The sequence below is a fragment of the Actinoplanes sp. NPDC004185 genome, assembly GCF_053603475.1.
Map to the genome: position 1 here is coordinate 43,149 of NZ_JBSGFR010000029.1, position 17,740 is coordinate 60,888.

A 17,740-nucleotide genomic window follows, 5' to 3' on the forward strand; every position below is an offset into this window, starting at 1 on the left:
GACGCCTCGTCAACCGGTCATGCCAAACATCGTGATTACCGGAGCCACCGGCGTTGCCGGGCGGCGTGCCGTACGGGTTCTGCTGGCCCGGGGCCACCGAGTCGCGGGCGTCACGCGATCGGTCCGCGGCCGATCGCTGCTCGAGGATCTCGGGGCCCGCGCCGTGGAGGCAGAGGTCTTCGACCAGCCCGCACTGCAGTCCGCGTTCGCCGGCGCGGACATCGTCATCAACCTCCTCACCCACGTTCCGACGGCCGACCGGATGGCGCTGCCCGGTGCCTGGGACGAGAACGACCGCCTGCGCCGGGAGGCGTCGGCCGTGATCGCCCGCGCGGCGCAGGCGGCGGGGGCCGGACGCCTGGTCCAGGAGTCGCTCGCGTTCCTCTATGCCGATGCCGGCGACGCCTGGGTGGACGAGGACGCGCCGGTGACCGGTGGCGGCACCACCACGGCGGCACTGACGGCCGAGAACAACGCCACGCGGCTCTTCGCCGGGGACACCGTCGTCCTGCGATTCGGCATGTTCATCGGGCCGGACAGTCACCTGTCCCGGACCAACGTCGACAACGCGCGCCGGGGAATCTCTCCCAGCGTCGGCCGGCGGGACGCGTACCAGCCGACCGTCTGGCTCGACGACGCCGGCAGCGCGGTCGCCGCAGCGGTCGTCGCGCCGGCCGGCACCTACAACGTGGCCGACGACGATCCGCCCACCCGGGCGGAGATCGACGCCGCGCTGGCCGCCGTGGTGGGGCGCGACGGGCTGCGGCCACCGGTGGACGAGATCCCGGCCGAACTGGAACCCCTGAGCCGATCCCAGCGCGTCCGCAACCGGAAGCTGCGGGAGGCCGGCTGGACTCCCCGGGTCCGGGGCGGCACCGACGGATGGCGTCTGATCACGACCGCACCGGGCCGGACCAGATGACTCCAAGAATGCCCGTGAGCCGCACTGCCGTGATCCTCGCTCACCTCGTACCGCTCACCGTCCTGCCGTCGGGGGTGTGGCGGACCCTGCTGGGTTTCGGTTTCGGGATGGGATTCAGCCCGGCCGCGCTGGAGGCGGGTGACATCCCCGGCCGGGGCTCGGTCTGGGTCTTCTTCCTCACCGTGCTCACCGAGGCGCTGGCGCTGCTGACCATCGGCCTGGTACGCCCCTGGGGAGAAATCGTGCCCGACCGGGTGCCGCGGTTCGGTGGCCGCCGGATCCCACCGGCGGCTGTGATGGTGCCGGCGACCGTCGGCGGCATCCTGCTGATCGTCATCTGGACCTTCGCGGTGGGACGGCTGTTCGTCGCCCCGGTCGAGGGGTTCACCGGCGGAACCGGATGGTGGGTGCTGCTGGTGAGCTGCTACCTGCCGGCGCTGTTGTGGGGTCCCCTGCTCCTCTCCGTCGCGTACCTCTACCACCGGCGGCGCTCAGGAACCGGATCTGCCCGCGCCACGTGAGGCGGCCCACACCTTGTTACCACCCGGCGACCGCCTCTCGTCACGGATGGCATGACAGCCAAAGGAAAGACTTCGGTGCTGATCACCGGAGGCAACAAAGGACTGGGTTACGAAGCGGCCCGGCGGCTCGGCGAGCAAGGCTGGAGGGTCTTCCTCGGCTCGCGTGACCCGGGGCGCGGACGAGCGGCCACCGACGAGCTGACCGCCGGCGGCGCCGATGTGGTCATGGTGCCGCTGGACGTCACGTCGGACGAGTCGGTGGCCGACGCCGTACGGGTCCTCCGCGAGCACACCGACCGGCTGGACGTGCTCATCAACAACGCGGGCGCGCCGGGGCACGTGGTCGCGCCCGCGGACGCAACTGTCAAGGAGGTCCACCCGGTGTACGAGACCAATGTGTACGGGCCCGTCAGGGTCACGCACGCCGTTCTTCCGCTGCTGCTGGCGGCGGACAACCCGCGCGTGGTGATGGTGGGCAGCGGCGGCGGTTCCTTCGCCGTCGTCACCGACCCGGATCAGCCGGTCTCGACGATGCATGAGCTCGCCTACAGCTCGTCGAAGGCGGCGCTGCACATGATCACCCTCCGGTACGCCCAGGCGCTGCCGGCCATCAAGTTCAACGTCGCCACCCCGGGCGAGATCGCCGACCACAAGTTCGCCGCCACTGACATGAACCGGCACACCGGCCAGCTGACCGTCACCGAGGGCACCGACTCGATCATCCGGCTCGCGGCCGTCGACGCCGACGGGCCGACCGGGATCTTCGTCGACCGCCTCGGCCCCGTCGCCTGGTGAACCCCCGCAATCCGTAGCCGTGCCAGAAGGAGAGGAACACCATGAGCAAGGTCTGGTTCGTCACCGGCTCGTCCCGCGGCCTCGGCCGCGAGTTCGTCGCGGCCGCGCTGGCCCGCGGCGACCGGGTGGCCGCCACCGCCCGGAGCACCGCAAGCCTGACCGACCTGGTCGCCGCCTACGGCGACGCGGTCCTGCCGCTGGAGATGGACGTGACCGACAGGGCGGCCGTCTCAGCGACCGTACGGCGGGCCGAAGAGCACTTCGGCCGGCTCGACGTCATTGTCAACAACGCCGGCTACGCCCAGGTCGGCGCCGTCGAAGAGCTGTCTGGGCAAGAACTGCGGGAGCAGCTGGAGACCAATCTGTTCGGGGCGGTGTGGGTGATCCAGGCAGTGCTGCCGTACCTGCGTGAGCAGCGCTCGGGGCACATCATCCAGCTGTCCTCGGCGGCCGGAGTCATCGCCATGCCGCTCGGCGGCGCTTACCACGCGTCCAAGTGGGCCCTCGAGGGCTTGAACGAGGCGCTCGCCGGCGAGGTCGCGGACTTCGGCGTCAAGGTGACCATCGTCGAGCCCGGCGGCTTCGCCACCCGGGGTGGCAGGAACCCGGATCCACTGGCCAACGGGCATCTCGCCCGGACCCACCCGGCTTACGACGATCTTCGCCGGCGCCTGGCCGCGCTGGTGGGCCGGCAGCCCGCCGGCGACCCGGCCGCCGCGGCCCAGGCCCTGCTCAAGATCGTCGATGCCGATCAGCCGCCGCTGCGGGTGCTGTTCGGCCAGGGCTTCTACCCGCTGGTGCAGCAGGTGTATGCCGACCGGCTCAAGACCTGGGCCGACTGGCAAGACCTCTCGGCCGAGGCCCAGGGACACCTGGCGGCCTGAGCGGCGTCGCTTCGCACCGCCCCGGCCGGGTGGCCCCCCATGTCGCTCAATCGATCCGTCCCCACAGGCTGTGGGGGCCCTCGCCGGGTTTGAAGCCGTGCGCCTCGGCCATCTGCGCCGCCTCCGCGAAGCCGTGCCCGACCCGGGCCGGCAAGTGGGCGTCGCTGCCGAAGGTGATCGCGTCGCCGCCCTCCTCGTGCCACCACGTCAGCACCGTCGCGTGCAGTGGCAGCCGGGTGTTGACCTCCAGCGCCCGGCCGGACCGGGCGGTCAGCCGCAGCGCATGCCGGAACTCGTCCTCGAAGGCCGCGGGGTCGAAGGGGCCGGCGTGCTCGGCCGGCCAGAAGCGCACCGGATAGTCGATGTGGGCCAGCACGGAGAACGTCCCGGCGGTCGACACCATCGCGGCGACCTCGGCCAGATAGGCCCGCACCACCTCGTAGGGGTCCCGATGCGGGAAGATTCCCCAGGGCTCGGCGAAGGTCCCCTGATCCGGCAGGGTGTGCAGCGAACCGAGCAACCGGTCGAACGAGCCGGCCGACAGCACCCGCGCGATCGGCTCGGCGTGCCGATGCGGCTCCCCCAGCTCCAGACCACTGAGGATGCGCAACCGCGGGAACTTCTCCCGGCAGCGCTCGATCGCCTGCAGGTAACCGGCGGCGTCGAAAGCGGGCGGCGTCAACAGCCCGTCAGCGTCGGCGAGCCGGGTGAGGTTGTCCATGGCGTACGGGCCTTGCAGTGCCACACGCCACACAGTGTGGTCCAGGTGCTCGGTGAAAGCGATCGCCGGAAGGTCGAGCTCCACGGCGCGGGCGCACGACTGTTCCATGTCGCCCACCGCCGTGTCCCACGACCACTCACTGTGCACGTGATTGTCAGAAGGTAAGGGCACCGGATCACCTCCGTGCTGGGAATCTGAACCGCACGATCCTCGTCGAGCGTTTCAGGCCCGGCAGCAGGGTGAGCAGCCGGTAGGCGCGGCGGACGTTCGCAGGCGCCTTGGCCCTCAGCAGTGCGGCGTCGTACATCGGCGCCTCGTCGACGAACTCGAGCCGCGGATGCCACTCGGCCGGCGTCGCCGGGTCGTCGAATCCGCAGTGGAACTGGGCGTCGTACCGGCGCAGTGAGGGATCCCAGCGCGAAGTGCGCCACGCCCAGACCGGCACGGTGTCGAACTGGAGCTGCCCGCTGGGGAAGGCGTCGACGACGGTGGTCAGCAGCCGCCGGACGTCGGCCTCGGTCAGGTACGGCACCAGCCCTTCGGCGATCACGAGCACCGGACGGTCGCGGGGTACGCGGTCCAGCCAGGTCAGGTCGGTGACATCGGAGCCGAGCTGGACGTAGTGCTCGCGCGGCGGCAGCAACTGTTTCCGCAACTCGATGACGGCCGGGTAGTCCACGTCGTACCAGTCGACGGTGGCGGGCGGATCGATCCGGTGGACCCGGGCGTCGAGGCCGCAGCCCAGGTGCAGCACGACCGCGTCACGATGATCGGCGAGGAAGCTCCGGGCCCAGGTGTCGTGGGCCAGACTGCGGATCACGGCGACGAGGCCCATCTGCGTGGCGCCGCGGCCCTGGTCGTAGCCGGGATCGAGCCGGCGCATCACCCGCTCGGCGTACCGGTCACCGAGAATCCGGTCCGGCAGCTGGTTGTCCAGGGCTTTGGCCTTGAGCACCGGCGTGAGCGTCTTCTGCACGCCGACAAGTTCAGCGCCATCCACGAACCGACCCTACGGCGCGGGATACGACGACGGAAGCGGGTCGCCGGGTGTTGACGGCACTCGTCACCATCGAACGGATTCGACGACGGCCCAGGGTGCCTAGCGGGCGATTCGGCTGAACCGGTCCCTGCAGCCGTTCCTCGAGTCGGCCGAGACCATCCCGCTGCCCGGCTACGCCGAGATCCTGATCTTCAATGCGCTCCTGGGCGCGGTCCTCGGCGGGATGATCCGCCGCCGTAGTCCGACCTCGTGCGCGTGAGGATCGGTCTGCTGACCGCGGTGGTCGTCGCCGCCGACGTGCGCGGTGACGGCGTCCACCCGGTCGCCTATCTGTTCGCGGCCGGGTTCGGCGCGCTCATGCTGGTGGGCGCTCGTCATCCGGTGGGCGTGCTGGTGGCGACGGGAGCCGGGCTTACGCGCTGGGGCGCGAGGTGCTCGCCGAGGTCGCAGCCGGACTCTCCAACAAAGAGATCGCGGCGGCTCTGCATCTGAGTCCGGCGACCGTGCGCACCTCCGTGAGCCGGCTGTTGACGAAGCTGGGTGCACGCGATCGTGCCCAACTCGTCGTCCAGGCGTACCGCGCCGGCCTGGGCCGCTGAGAGCGATTGCTCTACATGAGGTCCACCAGGACTTTGCCGATCGCGCCGTTCTGCACCGCTCGGTGGGCGTCGGCGGTGCGGTGCAGCGGGAAGCGCAGCAGTGGCAAACCGTGCTCCTCGCCGACCGGCAGGGCGTCTTCCCGGATCGCGGCGGCGACGTCCTCGACGGCTGCGGCGCGGGCCTGCGGCCCGGCTGTGTAGAGCACCAGGAACTGCAAGCGCGTGTTCAGCACCATGTTCCGGCCCACGTTCAGCTCGACCGGGCCTCCGCCCTCGTTGGCGTACGTCGCGATCGTGCCGCGGGTGCGCAGGACGGCCAGGTCCAGAGTCAAGTTCGCGCCCAGCGCCACCTCGGCGACGATGTCGACGCCGTCCGGGGCGATCGCACGGATCGCCGCGGCCGGGTCGCCCTCGCGATAGTTGATGGTGTGGTGCGCTCCCGCCGCGGTGGCCAGCTTCGCCTTCTCCGGACCGCTGACCGTGCTGATCACCGTGGCGCCGGCCCAGCGGGCGAGCTGGATCACCGCGTGCCCGACCGCGCCGGCTCCGCCCGCGGCGAGGACCACCTTGCCGGTGAGGGCACCGGGGTGCAGGCGGCGTGGCCCGTCCTCGGCCACGGTGAGCGCGCGGTGGGCGGTGAGCGCGGGTACGCCCAGTGCGGCGCCGACGTCGAAACTGACCGTGTCGGGCAGGGGCACAGCCTGGTCGGCGGGTACGACGGTGAACTCGGCGGCGGTGCCCGTGGGCCGTCCGGCCGCGGCCATGAACAGCCACACGCGCTCACCGATCCGGCCCGGGTCGACGCCGTCACCGACGGCGTCGACCGCCCCGGCGCCGTCGAGGTGCGGGGTCATCTCGGCGAACAGCTTGCGGTGGGCGTTGCCGGCGCGGGCCTGCCAGTCGGTCGGGTTGACCCCGGAAACGGCGACTCTGACGCGGACCTCGCCGGGCCCGGGCGCGGGCCGGTCACGCTCGACGAGCTGAAGGACGTCGGGGCCGCCGTTGTCGCGGTAGATGATCGTCTTCATGATCCCCTCCTGTTCGATCTGCATCGAACAGTACGACGACGGTCGAACTTTACACAAGATCCAGTTAGGCTGGTCTCGTGACCGAGGTGATCGAACCCGCCATCGAGACCGTGACGATCGACGTGGTGCTCAGCGCGCTCGCCGACCCGGTACGGCTGACGTTCGTCCGGGCTCTCGATGCCGCCGGGGACTGGACGTGCGGCAGTGACGTCCTCAAGCAGACCGGCGTCACCATCGGCAAATCCACGCTGTCGCACCACATCAAGGTGCTGCGCGACGCCGGGCTGATCCGCACCCGCGTCGACGGCATCCGCAGGCTGGTCACCCTCCGCTACGACGACGTGGAGCGGCGTTTCCCCGGGCTGCTGACCATGCTGCGCCCGCCCGGCCCGGCTCCCGCCGCCACGGAGGCGCCCGCTGAGGCGTGAGCCGTACTGCGATCTTCGTATGCGGAGCCTGCACCTGCACGACGACGCGACCGGGGCCCGGCCGAGAGGCTGAGGGCAACGTTCGACAACGAAGTGGAGTGTCGTGCCATGGCAGGCATGCTCAGTCGTCTTGGTCGCTTTTCCTATCGCCGCCGCTGGTTGGTCGTCGCGGTGTGGCTGCTCGCGCTCAGCGGGGTGGTCCTGCTCGCCGTCAAGTCGGAAGGCCCGGTCAGCACCAGGGCGACGATGCCGGGAATCGAGTCTCAGCAGGCGTTCGACCTCATCGCGGAGCGCTTTCCTGGAGCCGCCGCGGACGGCGCGTCGGCGACGCTCGTGTTCGTTGCCCCACCGGGCCAGGCGTTGACGTCCGCGGAGAACGCAGAAGTCATCAACACGGCGCTGGCCGCGGTGTCCGGTGGTCCCCAGGTGGCGCGGGTCGTCCCGCCCTCGGCCGGCGGGAGCATCAGCGCCGACGGTACGACCGGGTTCGCGTCGGTCTCGTACGGGGTGCCGTCGTCCGAGGTGACCGACGAGTCGCGCACGGCGCTGGCCGGCGCGGTGGAGCGAGCACGGGACGCCGGCTTGACGGCCGAGATGTCCGGCTCCGCTCTCAAGACCGGCACCCGGATGAGTCCGATGGAGCTCGCCGGGGTGGCGATCGCCGCGGTCGTGTTGCTGATGACGTTCGGTTCGATGGTGGCGGCGGGTCTGCCGCTCCTCACGGCGGTCATCGGGGTGGCCGTCTCGTTCCTCGGCGTCTGGGCGGTGGCCGGCCCGCTGGAGATGGCGATCACCAGCGGCATGCTCGCCCTGATGCTGGGGCTGGCCGTCGGCATCGACTACGCGATGTTCGTGGTGTCCCGCTTCCGGGAGGAGCGCCACGGCGGGGACGACGAGGGGCGTCACGGCGGGGACGACGAGGAGCGTCCCGGCCGGGACGACGCCGAGCGGGCGGCCGGCCGCGCGGTGGGAACGGCCGGCGCCGCGGTGGCCTTCGCCGGGACGACGGTGGTCATCGCCCTCGCCGGCCTGTCGGTCGTCGGGATCCCGTCGCTGGCGAAGATGGGTCTGGCCGCCGCCGGCGCGGTGGTGGTGGCCGTCCTGGTGGCGCTGACCCTGGTCCCGGCGTTGCTGGGCTTCGCCCCGAACCGGGTCCTCGCCCGGGCGCAACGCCGTGGCGGTGCCCCCACCACCACTCGCCGGTCGGCGGCACGCCCCTGGATGCGGCTGGTGCTGCGTCGTCCGCTCGTGATCACGCTGGCCGGTGCCGCGCTGTTGACCGTGATCGCCGTTCCGGCCTTGTCACTGCAGCTCGGCACCCCCGGAGATGCCTCGCTGCCGGTCACCGAGACCCAGCGGCGGGCGTACGACCTCCGGGCCGCGGCGTTCGGGCCCGGGTTCAACGGTCCGCTGACGGTGGTGGTCGACGCGCGGGGAGCGGTGGATCCGGCGGCGGCGGTGGCGGCCGTGGCGGACAGCCTCAGGACGACCAGCGGCGTGGTGTCGGTGTCCAAGGCGAGCTTCAACCAGCAGGGCGACACCGCGATCCTGACCGCCGTACCGTCGAGCGGTCCGACCGACGCACGCACCGAGACCCTGGTCGAAACGCTGCGGGCGGCACGCCCGGGCGTGGCGGCCGCGGCCGACGTGAGCTACGAGATCACCGGCACCACCGCCCTGGACATCGACATGGCGCGCAAGACCCAGTCGGCGCTGGTGCCGTACGTGTCGATCGTGATCGGTCTGGCCGTGCTGCTCCTGCTGGTGGTGTTCCGATCGGTCTGGATTCCCGTCAAGGCGGCGCTCGGCTTCCTGCTGTCGCTGTTCGCCGCGCTCGGCGTGATCGTCGCGGTGTTCCAGTGGGGGTGGGCGGCCGGCGTGCTCGGCGTCGAGCAGACCGGGCCGGTCATGAGCCTGATGCCGATCCTGCTGGTGGGCATCGTGTTCGGGCTGGCGATGGACTACGAGGTCTTCCTGGTGTCGCGGATGCGCGAGGCCCACGCGCAGGGCCGGCCGGCCCACGACGCGATCGTCACCGGCTTCGAGCAGAGCTCCAAGGTGGTGGTGGCGGCCGCGGTGATCATGATCGCGGTGTTCGGCGGGTTCGCGGCGGCCGACGAACCGCTGATCAAAATGGTGGGCCTCGGGCTGGCCTGCGCGGTGTTCTTCGATGCCTTCGTGGTTCGCCTGACGCTGGTGCCCGCCGTCCTGCGGCTGCTCGGCGAGCGGGCCTGGTGGCTGCCGCGACGGCTCGACCGGGTGCTGCCGCACGTCGACGTGGAGGGCGGGTCGCTGAGCGACGAGCAGCCGGAACCGGAACCGGCTCATGCGCTGAGCGCGCGTTGATCACCCGGGTAGTGTCAGCCCGATGAACGTGTTGGCCGCGCTGGTCGCGTTCATCTTCGCGGTCCTCGGGGCCAGCCTCAGCACCGAGGGCATCTTCCGGCCGGACGCGCTGCTGCCCGGTGCGGTGCTGAGCCTGGTCGCGAGCGCGGCCCTGTTCGCGGCCGCCCGCCGTCCCCGAGCGGCGACCGCGGTCGCGATCTGCTGCGAAGCCGCTGCCTGCGCGGCCGGCTACCTGCCGACGCCGTTGCTGCTGGCCCCGCTGATCGGATGCCTGTACCGGCTGACGGTGCTGCTCGGTCCCCGGCCGGCCGCCTGGTGGACCGGGATCGCGGTGAGCGCGGTGATCCTGGGCGGGACGACAACCGACGCGACCCCGACGGGAGGATCCGTGCTGCTGCGGACCGTCGGCGTCGCCCTGTGGCTGCTGCCGGCCGTGTTCGCCGGGCGCATGACCCACGCGTACCTGCAGATGGTGGCGGCCCGCGCCGAGGAGGCCGAACGCCGGCGGGACGACGACGTACGCCGCCGGGTGAGCGCGGAACGCCTGCGCATCGCCCGGGACCTGCACGATGTGGTCGCGCACCACCTGGCCGTCGCCAACGCGCAGGCCGGGACGGCGGCCCACCTGCTGGCCAAGCGTCCCGAGCAGGCACGCGAGCTGCTCGCCGGGCTGAGCGGCTCCACGTCGGCCGCCCTGCGGGAGCTCAAGGCGACCGTCGGGCTGCTCCGTGAGCCCGGCGACGACTCCTCGGCGGGCACCACCCCGGCGCCCGGCCTCGGCCAGCTCCCGGAGCTGGTCGAATCCTGCCGGGACGCCGGGATCGACGTCCGGGTCTCCAGCGACGGGACGCCGCGGCGACTGCCGCCACTGGTCGAGCTCACCGCGTTCCGGATCGTCCAGGAGGCCCTGACCAACGTCACCAAACACGCGGTCCACCCCGTCGTCACGATCTCCCTGACCTACGACGAGGACACGTTCTGCGTCCAGGTGGTGAACACCTCGGCCCGTCCCGGTCCGGCCGGAACCGGAGGCTACGGGCTGATCGGCATGCGGGAGCGCGCGCTCGCGGTGGGCGGGTCGGTCCGGGCGGGCCCGGACGGCGACCGGTACGCGGTCACGCTCACCATCCCGCTGGCCCCATGGCAGGAAGACCAGGTGGACCGATGATCCGGATTCTCCTCGCCGACGACCAGGCGTTGCTGCGCTCGACGTTCCGCATGCTGATCGACTCCTGCGACGACATGACCGTCGTGGCCGAGGCCGCGAACGGCGACGAAGCGGTCGAGCTGGCCCGGCGCCACCGCCCCGACCTGGTGCTGATGGACATCCGGATGCCGGTCGTCGACGGCCTGGCCGCAACCGGCCGCATCTGTGCCGCGCCCGAACTGGCCGGCACCCGCGTGCTGATCCTCACGACGTTCGAGACCGACGAGTACGTGGCCCGCGCCCTCGAGGCCGGGGCCAGCGGGTTCCTCGGCAAGGACGTCACGGCGGAGGGGCTGCTGGCCGGGATCCGTACCGTGGTCGGCGGGGAGGCCCTGCTCTCGCCGGCGGCGACCCGCACGCTCATCGACCGCTTCCTGTCCGGTCCGGGCAGCGCCGGCGAGCGGCCCCGGGGCTCGCTGGCCGGCCTGACCGGCCGGGAACGCGAGATCACCGCCCTGGCCGCGCACGGCCTGTCCAACCAGGAGATCGCCGAGCGGCTGGTCGTGAGCCCGTTGACGGTCCGGACCCACATCCACCGGGCCATGATGAAGGCGGGGGCGCGCGATCGGGCCCAGCTGGTGGTCATCGCCTACCAGGAGGGGCTGGTCCGGGTGCGGTGATCCGGGGCACTCGTCCGGGCGACAAGTGGTCACCCGCCCGAGTGACAAGGGGACAAATCGCCCCCGGGTCGCGTCATGGGCGGTCGCTTGCGGGCTCTTCTCGGTATGGCAATGTTTCCGAACTTCCTCCGCAAGGCGGCGATGGTCGGCCTGGCCGTCTCCGCGATCTCTCTGCCGGTCCTCGGCGGTACCGCCTCCGCGGCACCGGTGAGCCCGGCCGCTCCGGCGGCTGTCGTCAAGGCGCCGGCGCTGAGCCCGGCCGCCAAGATGTTCATGTGGCGTGACCGCAACGCCGTGTGCCTCAACGCGCACGTCCAGAACATCGGCTGGCAGGGCTGGCGTTGTTCCAGCGACCGCCGTCCCGCGATGGCCGGCACCGTGGGCCAGTCCCTGCGGCTCGAGGCGCTGTCCATCTCGACCCGCCGTACCGGTGGGGTGTGCGCCCAGGCGCACGTGCAGAACCAGGGCTGGCAGCGCACCCGCTGCACGGGTCGCAACGACACGGTGACCGTCGGGACCGAGGGGATGTCCCTGCGGCTCGAGGCGCTGCGCCTGAGCACCCGTACGGGCATCTGCGCCCAGGGCCACGTCCAGAACATCGGCTGGCAGAACTGGCAGTGCACGCGCCGCAGCGGACAGGTCGAGATCGGCACCGTCGGCCGGTCGCTGAGCCTCGAGGCCGTGCGCGTCCGCGTCTGACCCCCTTCCCCCCGATAGTGGATACGCCTGCGGAGGCCCTCCGACCTCCGCAGGCGTATCCGCCTTTTTGCTGACCTGCGATTCAGTCGTGCCTCACGGACGGTTGTAGAGACACCATTGGTGCAGCTCCAGGAGGGCCCGGGCATAGGCCCGCACCCTGGTCCGCGCGGTCAGCCCCGCTATTGCCACGTGTTCGAGCGCCAGCCGCTCGGCGTCCGCCAGGTCCGTGGGAGGCCGGGGCACCGTGAAACCGTTGGCCAGTCCGATCGTGGTCGGGGCGGCGCCGTACCGCTCCGGTGCCCAGCAACTCCAGCTCAGGGTGGGAGAAGCCGGGCAGGCGACGCAGTTCGGCATCGATGTCGGCGGCCCGGGCCCAGGCGATCAGGTCGCTCGGGCTGCTGTCGTGATGGAAGTCGGGATCCAGGACCGCGTCACTGTCGGAAGCGGGCACCGGGTGGTGATCCGGGAGGGCGGCGCGGGCGGAGCGCAGCACCTGCTGGGCGTCGCCGGCCGGGCGCACCACGATCACCGTCTCGTCGTGGATGCGCACCTGGTGCGCCGGAAGGGTTTCGAGCCCGGCGGCTCGAAGGATCTTGTCCGCCACGTCACGGTAGCTGCCGGCGGTGAGGCTCGACGGACGCCCGCTAACCTCCGGTGACCGATGACGGCTGTGGCGTGGACTGGTCGCCGTGGTCGATCAGCGCTTCCGCGAGCTGGTTGCGGGAGGTGATGCCGAGCTTCGGGAAGATGCGGTACAGGTGTGAACCGACCGTCCGGTGCGACAGGAACAACCTCTGGCCGATGTCGCGGTTGGACAGTCCTTGCGCGGCCAGCTCGGCGATCTGGGACTCCTGCGGCGAGAGCAGCTCGCGCGGCTTCGCGGTGGGCCGCCAGCCGCGTTCGCCGGTCGCTCGCAGTTCCTGATCGGCGCGCTGCGCCCAGGTGTGGGCACCCACCGCGTCGAAGGTCGTCCGGGCCGCCCGCAGAGGTTCGCGTGACTGCACGACGCGTCGTTGCCGGCGCAGCCACAAGCCGTAGGCCAGCTGGGCCCGCGCGCGATGCCAGGGCAGTCCGGAGCCCGCACCGGACAGGGCGGTGTGGAACAGCGACTCGGCCGACGCGCGGTCGGCGAGCACGGCCCGGGAGTACTCCAGGGCGATGGTCGATCCCGTCGAGGGCGACGCGCCGGCCAGGCGCTCCAACGAGCTCAGCGCCGAGCGCGCCTCCTCCCGGCGACCGGTACGGACCGCAGCGTCCGACAGGTAGCTGAGCGTCCACATCTGCTGCATCCGCTGGAAGGCGGGATCGGCCGGGACGAACACCCGGTGCAGCTCGCTGAACGCCTGCTCGGGGCGGTTGTCGCCCAGTTCGGCCAGGCCCCGGGTGAGCTGGACGCCGGCCAGCAGGGACGACGTGGCGTTGGGCGTACGCAGGGCCGCACGCTCGGCCTCCAGGAGCAGGTCGTGCCGGTTGGCGCCGCCCTTGGCCACCGCGTCGACGAGGGCGACGGCGATCCGTGCGGTCGCGGCCCACATGGACTGACCGGTCTCGTCGGCGAGCCGCATGGCCTCGTCGGCGGACCGGGCCACGTCGAAGACGCCGAGGTAGATCTCGGCCCAGGCGCGTACGGCCAGGGCTTCGGCCAGCAGGCTCATCCGGCCCTGAGCGCGCAGCTCCTGGATGGGCGTGGACAGGAAAGCGACGGCACGGCGGAAATCGCCGGTGCAGAACGCGGCAATGCCCAGCAGGCCGGCCAGGTCCGGGCGTCCGCCCGCGTCGGCGGGCCAGCGCGCGAGCTGCTCGATGACCGCCGGCCCCTGCTCGTGGGACTCGGACAACGCGTAGATGGCCAGCAATCGCGGGTCGTCGACCGGTACGCCGGTCTGCTGGGCGGCCAGGACGATCTCGTGCCGCAGTTGTGCGCCGGGATCGCGCCACCACACTCTGCGGGCGGCGCCCACGAGCAGCTGCATGGCAAGTTCGATGTCCCGGGTACGCGTGGCCTGCGTCGCCATGTCGACCAGGCGACGCACTTCGGCCGGCTCGCCGGTGGAGCCGTCGTGGAAGACGCCCTCCAGCCAGGTCAGCCGGGACTGGTCCCGGTCCCGCAGCGTCATGGCGCTGACCTGCTGTTTTATCTGCTCGACGTGGTCGTACCGGCCCAGTTCGAACCCGAGCTCGGCGGCGCTGAGCAGCCGGGCGGCCTGGGCTTGCGGGTCCGGGCTGAGCGCGGCCGCCCGTTCGAGCCAGGCGGCTGCGACAGCGACGGCCCCGCGGCCCTGCGCGTGGTCGGCGGCCTCCTCGAGCTCGGCGGCGATCTCTTCGTCCCGTCCCGACACCGAGGAGGCCCGGTGCCACATCGCGCGGTCCGGGTACCGGGCCAGGACGCGGGCGATGGCCGCGTGCGCCTGCCTGCGGGTGGCGAGCGGCATGGCGTGCCGGAGGGCCGAACCGACCAGGGGGTGGGTGATGCGGTACCGCTCGCCGACCATGGTCAGCAGCCCGTGAGTGAACGCCGGCCGGGCCATGACCACGTCCACCGGCGATCCGTGCAGGATGCGGGCGGCGTCGAGGACGTCGTCGAGGTCGTCGCCGTCGTCGACCGCGGCGATCGTCAGCACCGCCCGGACGGCCGGGTCGAGATCCTCGGCCCTCGCGGCGAACGCGTGTTCCAGCCGCGTGGTCATCGGCAGGTCCTCGTCGCCCGCCGTGGCCGCGTACCGACCCGACTGCAGAGCGGCGGCGAACTCCAGCAGGGCCAGCGGATTGCCCCGGGCCTGGCGCAGCACCCGGTCACGCATCACCGACGGCAGCTGGGGGGCCCGCGCGTCCAGCAACGCGCCCGAGGCAGCCTCGTCGATGCCCGCCAGCTCGATGCGCTCGATCGCGGGCCCGTCGGCGAGCGGCGCCGATCCGGGCCGGGAGGCGCACAGCATGCTCACCGGTTCACCGGCGATCCGGCGGGCGACGAAGGCCAGCGCGTCGATGGACGGCTGATCCATCCAGTGCAGGTCGTCCAGGCACACCAGGACCGGCTGCCGCCCCGCCGAGTCGACGACGAGCTCCAGCACCGCCAGGAAGGCGAAGAACGGGTTGACGTCGCGCGAGTCGCTCATGGCGAAGCACGCCAGCAGGGCGTCGCGCTGCGTCGCCGGCAGCCGGTCGGCGCGCGGCAGCAACGGGCGGAGCAGCTGGTGCAGGCTGGCGAACGGCAGGTGCGTCTCCGACTGGTTGCCCCGGGCGGTGAGCACCGTGAAGCCCAGCGTCCGCGCCTGTTCGGCCACCTCGGCCTGCAGGGCACTCTTGCCGACCCCGGGGTCACCGACGAGCCAGATGGTGCGCCCGCCGACGTCGCTGCCGGCCAGCGACGCGAGGAGGAAACGCAGCTCGTCGTCCCGCCCGACCAGCGGCTCCCCCGGCGTTGTCCTCACCCGGTAGAGCATTCAGCCGGTGGCGCCCCATGTCCAGCTACTACCGGCGGCGTCCTTGCGCGCCGCGGGGACGCCGCCGGCGAAACCTCACAGGTTCTGCTGTTTCAGCCAGGTCAGTGCCGTCTCGGCGACCTCCCGCCAGCCGGAGTCGATGGTGAGGGAGTGTGCCTTGTCGGGGAAGTCGACGATGTCGGTGACGGCGTGCGAGTGGCGGTACTGCTTGAGGGTCGCCCGCACCACGGTCTCGGGCACGGTGTGGTCCTTGCCCCCGGCGATCAGCAGGAGCGGCCCACGGGACTCGTTGCCGGTGTCGACCTTGGCCGGCGAGTGCGGGTTGAAGTTGGCCGCGGCCGCCTCGAACAGTGGCTTGCCGGGGGCGGGAATCGACCACCGGTCGTACAGCTCGCGGGACTCCTGCTCGGTGACGGCGTTGCCGAACGCGTACCGGAATTGCTCGGGGGTGAGGGAGACCGCCCGGCTCTTGTTGGCCGGGTTGCCCAGCACGGGAAGGCCGGACCGCAGGGCCGACAGCGGCAGCGGCAGCACGCCCTTGATCTGGGCGGCGTCGACAGCGACCGCGGCGGCGCCGAGGTCGAGGCCGAGCAGCTTCTGGGCGATCATGCCGCCGAAGGAGTGCCCGATCAGGACCGGCTTGGTGGCGAGACCGCCGATGATGCCCGCGTAGTGCTCGACAACGTCGTCGATGCCGTGACCGGCCAGGGCGTCCGGGTTCTCCCGGGTCTGCTCGACCGTCGCGGCGTCACCCGGCCAGCCCGGTGCCGTGGCTTCGTAGCCGCGCTCGTTGAACAACTCGATCCAGGGCTGCCACGACGACGCATGCAGCCAGAGGCCATGGATGAAGACAACCGGAACGCTCATGGCGGCCAGTCTCCGCGACGCCGGACCGGCAGGCTTCAGTCATTCGACTGCATCCGGCTCCCCTTGACAGCACGGCGCAGGATATCGATTATCAATACATCGTTTATCGATAAGGAGATGGGTCATGGCCGAGCGCCGCCCGTTCACCCGCATCCGCGGCTTCCTCTGGGTCCTGATACTGACCGACCTCGTGGCCGTTCTGGGCCAGGTCCTCCAGCTCGACGGGCCGGCCACCCGCCGCTTCGATGTGCTGCCGTCGGCCCTGCCGGTCGGGCAACCGTCCACCGAGCTGCGGATCCAGGCCGTGAGCGTGTCGATCCAGGACCCGACCGGCTACCAGACCGTGCTCGACCTGCTCACCGGTCCGCTCCCGCTCGCGGTCGGCACACTGCCGATCATCTGGTACGCCCTGCGCCTGATCGACCGCATCACCGACACCCAGCCGTTCACCCGGTCCACCGCGACCGGCCTGCGCCGCCTCGGCGTGGTCGTCCTGATCGCCGGGGCCGCCTCCGAGATCGTCCGTGCCGTCGCCGCCTACCTGCTGGCGGCCACCGTGGTGCCGCCCGGCGCGCGGATGGTGCTGGTCGACTACACCCTCAGTGTCTGGTGGGTGATGCTCGGCCTGCTGCTGCTGGCTTTCGCCCAGATCATCGGGTACGGCCGGGGTCTGCGCGCCGAGCTCGACACGGTCATCTGATGCCACCCGAGGAACACCACCGCGTCGTCCTGCACCTCGACGCCCTGCTCGCTCGCCAGGGCCTGACCCTCACCGAGCTCGCCGACCGGGTGGGCCTGACCCTGGCCAACCTGTCGATCCTCAAGAACGGCCGGGCCAAGGCGATCCGGTTCAGCACACTGACGGCCCTCTGCGACGCCCTCGACTGCCAGCCCGGCGACCTGCTCGAGGTCAGCGACCGGACCGGCAGCCGCACGTAGCCTCCCCCGCGCTACGCAGATTTGCGTACGCGCAACGCCCGCCCCACGCGGATGCCGTCCCGGCCGTGGCCGACGAGGCTGGCGGTGAAGCGCGAGAGCGACCCGAGGGAGACGGCGACATGAGCAGCAACAGTCCCATCCGTTCCACCGTCAAGCCGCTGCGGACAGCGCTCGCGGCCGGCCTGATCGCGGCGGCCGCCGGCGTCCTGACCCAGTTCCTGGTCGGTGTGCCCGGCTTCCCCAAGATCCCGCCCGGCCCGATCATCCTGGGCGCGGCCGCGATCCTGGTCCTGGCCCTGACCGCCCGGCGCTGGACACTGCTCGTCGGCACGTTCGCGGCTCTGTTCGTGTTCGTCGGCGGCCTGATCGAGGGCTCGGTCTGGGGCCGCCTCGGCAACCCGGGCGCGTCCGACGTCTGGATCGGCGTCGTCCTGCAGTGGACCGGGCTGGTCATCGCCCTGGTCGCCGGGACGGCGGCGATCCGGCAGGCTTACACCCGCCCAGCTGAACGCACTGACAGTCAAGGCTCGCGGGCGGGCCGAACGCGGTGATCTGCGTGTTCAGGCGGGCACCGCCCTCTTCGGCGGGCGCCCCGGCCCCCCAGTCCGACCTCCTGGAGACGGTGGCCACCCCCGGAGGCCGACCACCTGACGTACCGGGTCCGCCGTTGCAGGCCGCCGGGCCGGCGGCGGGCCGGAACACCCGGTGGCGCCCGGGCCCG

The 17,740-nt window shown here is 71.8% G+C and carries 20 protein-coding genes and 1 pseudogene; 14 read left to right on the forward strand and 7 right to left on the reverse strand.

Going from position 1 to position 17,740, the window contains the following annotated elements:
- Positions 1-31 precede the first annotated feature (31 nt).
- The 4 genes from ACWEOZ_RS27545 to ACWEOZ_RS27560 all read left to right on the forward strand — a co-directional run bounded on the left by ACWEOZ_RS27545 (position 32) and on the right by ACWEOZ_RS27560 (position 3,122).
- Positions 32-922: an NAD-dependent epimerase/dehydratase family protein gene (locus ACWEOZ_RS27545; protein ID WP_451913559.1), complete on the forward strand. Its 891-nt coding sequence runs from the start codon at positions 32-34 to the stop codon at positions 920-922.
- 14 nt (positions 923-936) lie between these two features.
- On the forward strand, positions 937-1,443 hold the full coding sequence (locus ACWEOZ_RS27550; RefSeq protein WP_451913560.1) for a hypothetical protein: 507 nt from the start codon (positions 937-939) through the stop codon (positions 1,441-1,443).
- A 75-nt stretch (positions 1,444-1,518) separates the two neighbouring features.
- The gene (locus ACWEOZ_RS27555; RefSeq protein ID WP_451913561.1) at positions 1,519-2,238 is read left to right on the forward strand and encodes an SDR family NAD(P)-dependent oxidoreductase; all 720 of its coding nucleotides are present in this window, start codon (positions 1,519-1,521) and stop codon (positions 2,236-2,238) included.
- A 41-nt stretch (positions 2,239-2,279) separates the two neighbouring features.
- Positions 2,280-3,122, forward strand: a complete 843-nt coding sequence (locus ACWEOZ_RS27560; RefSeq protein WP_451913562.1) for an SDR family NAD(P)-dependent oxidoreductase — start codon at positions 2,280-2,282, stop codon at positions 3,120-3,122.
- Between the two features lie 46 nt (positions 3,123-3,168).
- Here ACWEOZ_RS27560 and ACWEOZ_RS27565 read toward each other — a convergent pair whose 3' ends face one another.
- From ACWEOZ_RS27565 to ACWEOZ_RS27575, 3 genes are all read right to left on the reverse strand, one after another.
- Positions 3,169-4,014: a PHP domain-containing protein gene (locus ACWEOZ_RS27565; protein WP_451913563.1), complete on the reverse strand. Its 846-nt coding sequence runs from the start codon at positions 4,012-4,014 to the stop codon at positions 3,169-3,171.
- A 4-nt stretch (positions 4,015-4,018) separates the two neighbouring features.
- Complete coding sequence (locus tag ACWEOZ_RS27570; RefSeq protein WP_451913564.1) at positions 4,019-4,843, reverse strand: class I SAM-dependent methyltransferase; 825 nt, start codon at positions 4,841-4,843, stop codon at positions 4,019-4,021.
- 171 nt (positions 4,844-5,014) lie between these two features.
- A complete protein-coding gene (locus ACWEOZ_RS27575; RefSeq protein ID WP_451913565.1) occupies positions 5,015-5,221 on the reverse strand; it encodes a hypothetical protein in 207 nt (68 codons plus the stop codon).
- Positions 5,222-5,268: 47 nt separating this feature from the next.
- Between ACWEOZ_RS27575 and ACWEOZ_RS27580 the strand changes: the two are divergent.
- Positions 5,269-5,442: pseudogene (locus ACWEOZ_RS27580) on the forward strand (response regulator transcription factor); the annotation flags it as partial.
- Between the two features lie 11 nt (positions 5,443-5,453).
- On the opposite strand, the gene ACWEOZ_RS27585 reads toward ACWEOZ_RS27580, so the two are convergent.
- On the reverse strand, positions 5,454-6,470 hold the full coding sequence (locus ACWEOZ_RS27585; RefSeq protein WP_451913566.1) for an NADPH:quinone reductase: 1,017 nt from the start codon (positions 6,468-6,470) through the stop codon (positions 5,454-5,456).
- A gap of 77 nt (positions 6,471-6,547) precedes the next feature.
- Between ACWEOZ_RS27585 and ACWEOZ_RS27590 the strand changes: the two genes are divergently transcribed.
- The 5 genes from ACWEOZ_RS27590 (at position 6,548) to ACWEOZ_RS27610 (ending at position 11,770) form a co-directional block, all read left to right on the forward strand.
- Positions 6,548-6,898: an ArsR/SmtB family transcription factor gene (locus ACWEOZ_RS27590; protein WP_451913567.1), complete on the forward strand. Its 351-nt coding sequence runs from the start codon at positions 6,548-6,550 to the stop codon at positions 6,896-6,898.
- 117 nt (positions 6,899-7,015) lie between these two features.
- Positions 7,016-9,244: an MMPL family transporter gene (locus ACWEOZ_RS27595; protein WP_451913568.1), complete on the forward strand. Its 2,229-nt coding sequence runs from the start codon at positions 7,016-7,018 to the stop codon at positions 9,242-9,244.
- A 22-nt stretch (positions 9,245-9,266) separates the two neighbouring features.
- A complete protein-coding gene (locus ACWEOZ_RS27600) occupies positions 9,267-10,412 on the forward strand; it encodes a sensor histidine kinase (RefSeq protein WP_451913569.1) in 1,146 nt (381 codons plus the stop codon).
- Positions 10,409-11,071 carry a response regulator gene (locus ACWEOZ_RS27605; protein ID WP_451913570.1) on the forward strand — a complete coding sequence of 221 codons (663 nt, stop codon included), beginning with the start codon at positions 10,409-10,411 and terminating at the stop codon, positions 11,069-11,071. Before ACWEOZ_RS27600 ends, ACWEOZ_RS27605 begins: the two co-directional genes overlap by 4 nt.
- 111 nt (positions 11,072-11,182) lie before the next feature.
- Entirely contained in the window at positions 11,183-11,770 is a 588-nt protein-coding gene (locus tag ACWEOZ_RS27610) for a hypothetical protein (RefSeq protein WP_451913571.1), read from the forward strand.
- Positions 11,771-11,863: 93 nt separating this feature from the next.
- Here ACWEOZ_RS27610 and ACWEOZ_RS27615 read toward each other — a convergent pair whose 3' ends face one another.
- Complete coding sequence (locus ACWEOZ_RS27615) at positions 11,864-12,013, reverse strand: hypothetical protein (RefSeq protein ID WP_451913572.1); 150 nt, start codon at positions 12,011-12,013, stop codon at positions 11,864-11,866.
- 10 nt (positions 12,014-12,023) lie between these two features.
- Here ACWEOZ_RS27615 and ACWEOZ_RS27620 point away from each other — a divergent pair, with 10 nt between their 5' ends.
- Positions 12,024-12,428, forward strand: a complete 405-nt coding sequence (locus ACWEOZ_RS27620; RefSeq protein ID WP_451913573.1) for a hypothetical protein — start codon at positions 12,024-12,026, stop codon at positions 12,426-12,428.
- On the opposite strand, the gene ACWEOZ_RS27625 is transcribed toward ACWEOZ_RS27620, so the two are convergent.
- Both ACWEOZ_RS27625 and ACWEOZ_RS27630 read right to left on the reverse strand, forming a co-directional pair.
- Positions 12,415-15,201, reverse strand: coding sequence for an AAA family ATPase (locus ACWEOZ_RS27625; RefSeq protein WP_451913574.1), 2,787 nt, complete (start codon positions 15,199-15,201; stop codon positions 12,415-12,417). The genes ACWEOZ_RS27620 and ACWEOZ_RS27625 overlap by 14 nt on opposite strands.
- A gap of 87 nt (positions 15,202-15,288) precedes the next feature.
- Positions 15,289-16,080, reverse strand: a complete 792-nt coding sequence (locus ACWEOZ_RS27630) for an alpha/beta hydrolase (protein WP_451913575.1) — start codon at positions 16,078-16,080, stop codon at positions 15,289-15,291.
- A 124-nt stretch (positions 16,081-16,204) separates the two neighbouring features.
- Here ACWEOZ_RS27630 and ACWEOZ_RS27635 point away from each other — a divergent pair, with 124 nt between their 5' ends.
- From ACWEOZ_RS27635 to ACWEOZ_RS27645, 3 genes are all read left to right on the forward strand, one after another.
- The gene (locus ACWEOZ_RS27635) at positions 16,205-16,780 is read left to right on the forward strand and encodes a DUF2975 domain-containing protein (protein ID WP_451913576.1); all 576 of its coding nucleotides are present in this window, start codon (positions 16,205-16,207) and stop codon (positions 16,778-16,780) included.
- Entirely contained in the window at positions 16,780-17,019 is a 240-nt protein-coding gene (locus ACWEOZ_RS27640) for a helix-turn-helix domain-containing protein (protein WP_451913577.1), read from the forward strand. Before ACWEOZ_RS27635 ends, ACWEOZ_RS27640 begins: the two co-directional genes overlap by 1 nt.
- Before the next feature lie 119 nt (positions 17,020-17,138).
- Entirely contained in the window at positions 17,139-17,570 is a 432-nt protein-coding gene (locus tag ACWEOZ_RS27645) for a hypothetical protein (protein ID WP_451913578.1), read from the forward strand.
- Positions 17,571-17,740 lie beyond the last annotated feature (170 nt).

What these genes read in the sequence shown, in the direction of transcription:
- ACWEOZ_RS27645 (WP_451913578.1), top strand. Translation starts at nt 17,139, where the DNA reads ATGAGCAGCAACAGTCCCATCCGTTCCACCGTCAAGCCGCTGCGGACA.
- ACWEOZ_RS27635 (WP_451913576.1), top strand. Translation starts at nt 16,205, where the DNA reads ATGGCCGAGCGCCGCCCGTTCACCCGCATCCGCGGCTTCCTCTGGGTC.
- ACWEOZ_RS27575 (WP_451913565.1), bottom strand. Translation starts at nt 5,221, where the DNA reads ATGACGAGCGCCCACCAGCATGAGCGCGCCGAACCCGGCCGCGAACAG.
- ACWEOZ_RS27560 (WP_451913562.1), top strand. Translation starts at nt 2,280, where the DNA reads ATGAGCAAGGTCTGGTTCGTCACCGGCTCGTCCCGCGGCCTCGGCCGC.
- ACWEOZ_RS27630 (WP_451913575.1), bottom strand. Translation starts at nt 16,080, where the DNA reads ATGAGCGTTCCGGTTGTCTTCATCCATGGCCTCTGGCTGCATGCGTCG.
- ACWEOZ_RS27640 (WP_451913577.1), top strand. Translation starts at nt 16,780, where the DNA reads ATGCCACCCGAGGAACACCACCGCGTCGTCCTGCACCTCGACGCCCTG.
- ACWEOZ_RS27610 (WP_451913571.1), top strand. Translation starts at nt 11,183, where the DNA reads ATGTTTCCGAACTTCCTCCGCAAGGCGGCGATGGTCGGCCTGGCCGTC.
- ACWEOZ_RS27595 (WP_451913568.1), top strand. Translation starts at nt 7,016, where the DNA reads ATGCTCAGTCGTCTTGGTCGCTTTTCCTATCGCCGCCGCTGGTTGGTC.
- ACWEOZ_RS27600 (WP_451913569.1), top strand. Translation starts at nt 9,267, where the DNA reads ATGAACGTGTTGGCCGCGCTGGTCGCGTTCATCTTCGCGGTCCTCGGG.
- ACWEOZ_RS27605 (WP_451913570.1), top strand. Translation starts at nt 10,409, where the DNA reads ATGATCCGGATTCTCCTCGCCGACGACCAGGCGTTGCTGCGCTCGACG.
- ACWEOZ_RS27585 (WP_451913566.1), bottom strand. Translation starts at nt 6,470, where the DNA reads ATGAAGACGATCATCTACCGCGACAACGGCGGCCCCGACGTCCTTCAG.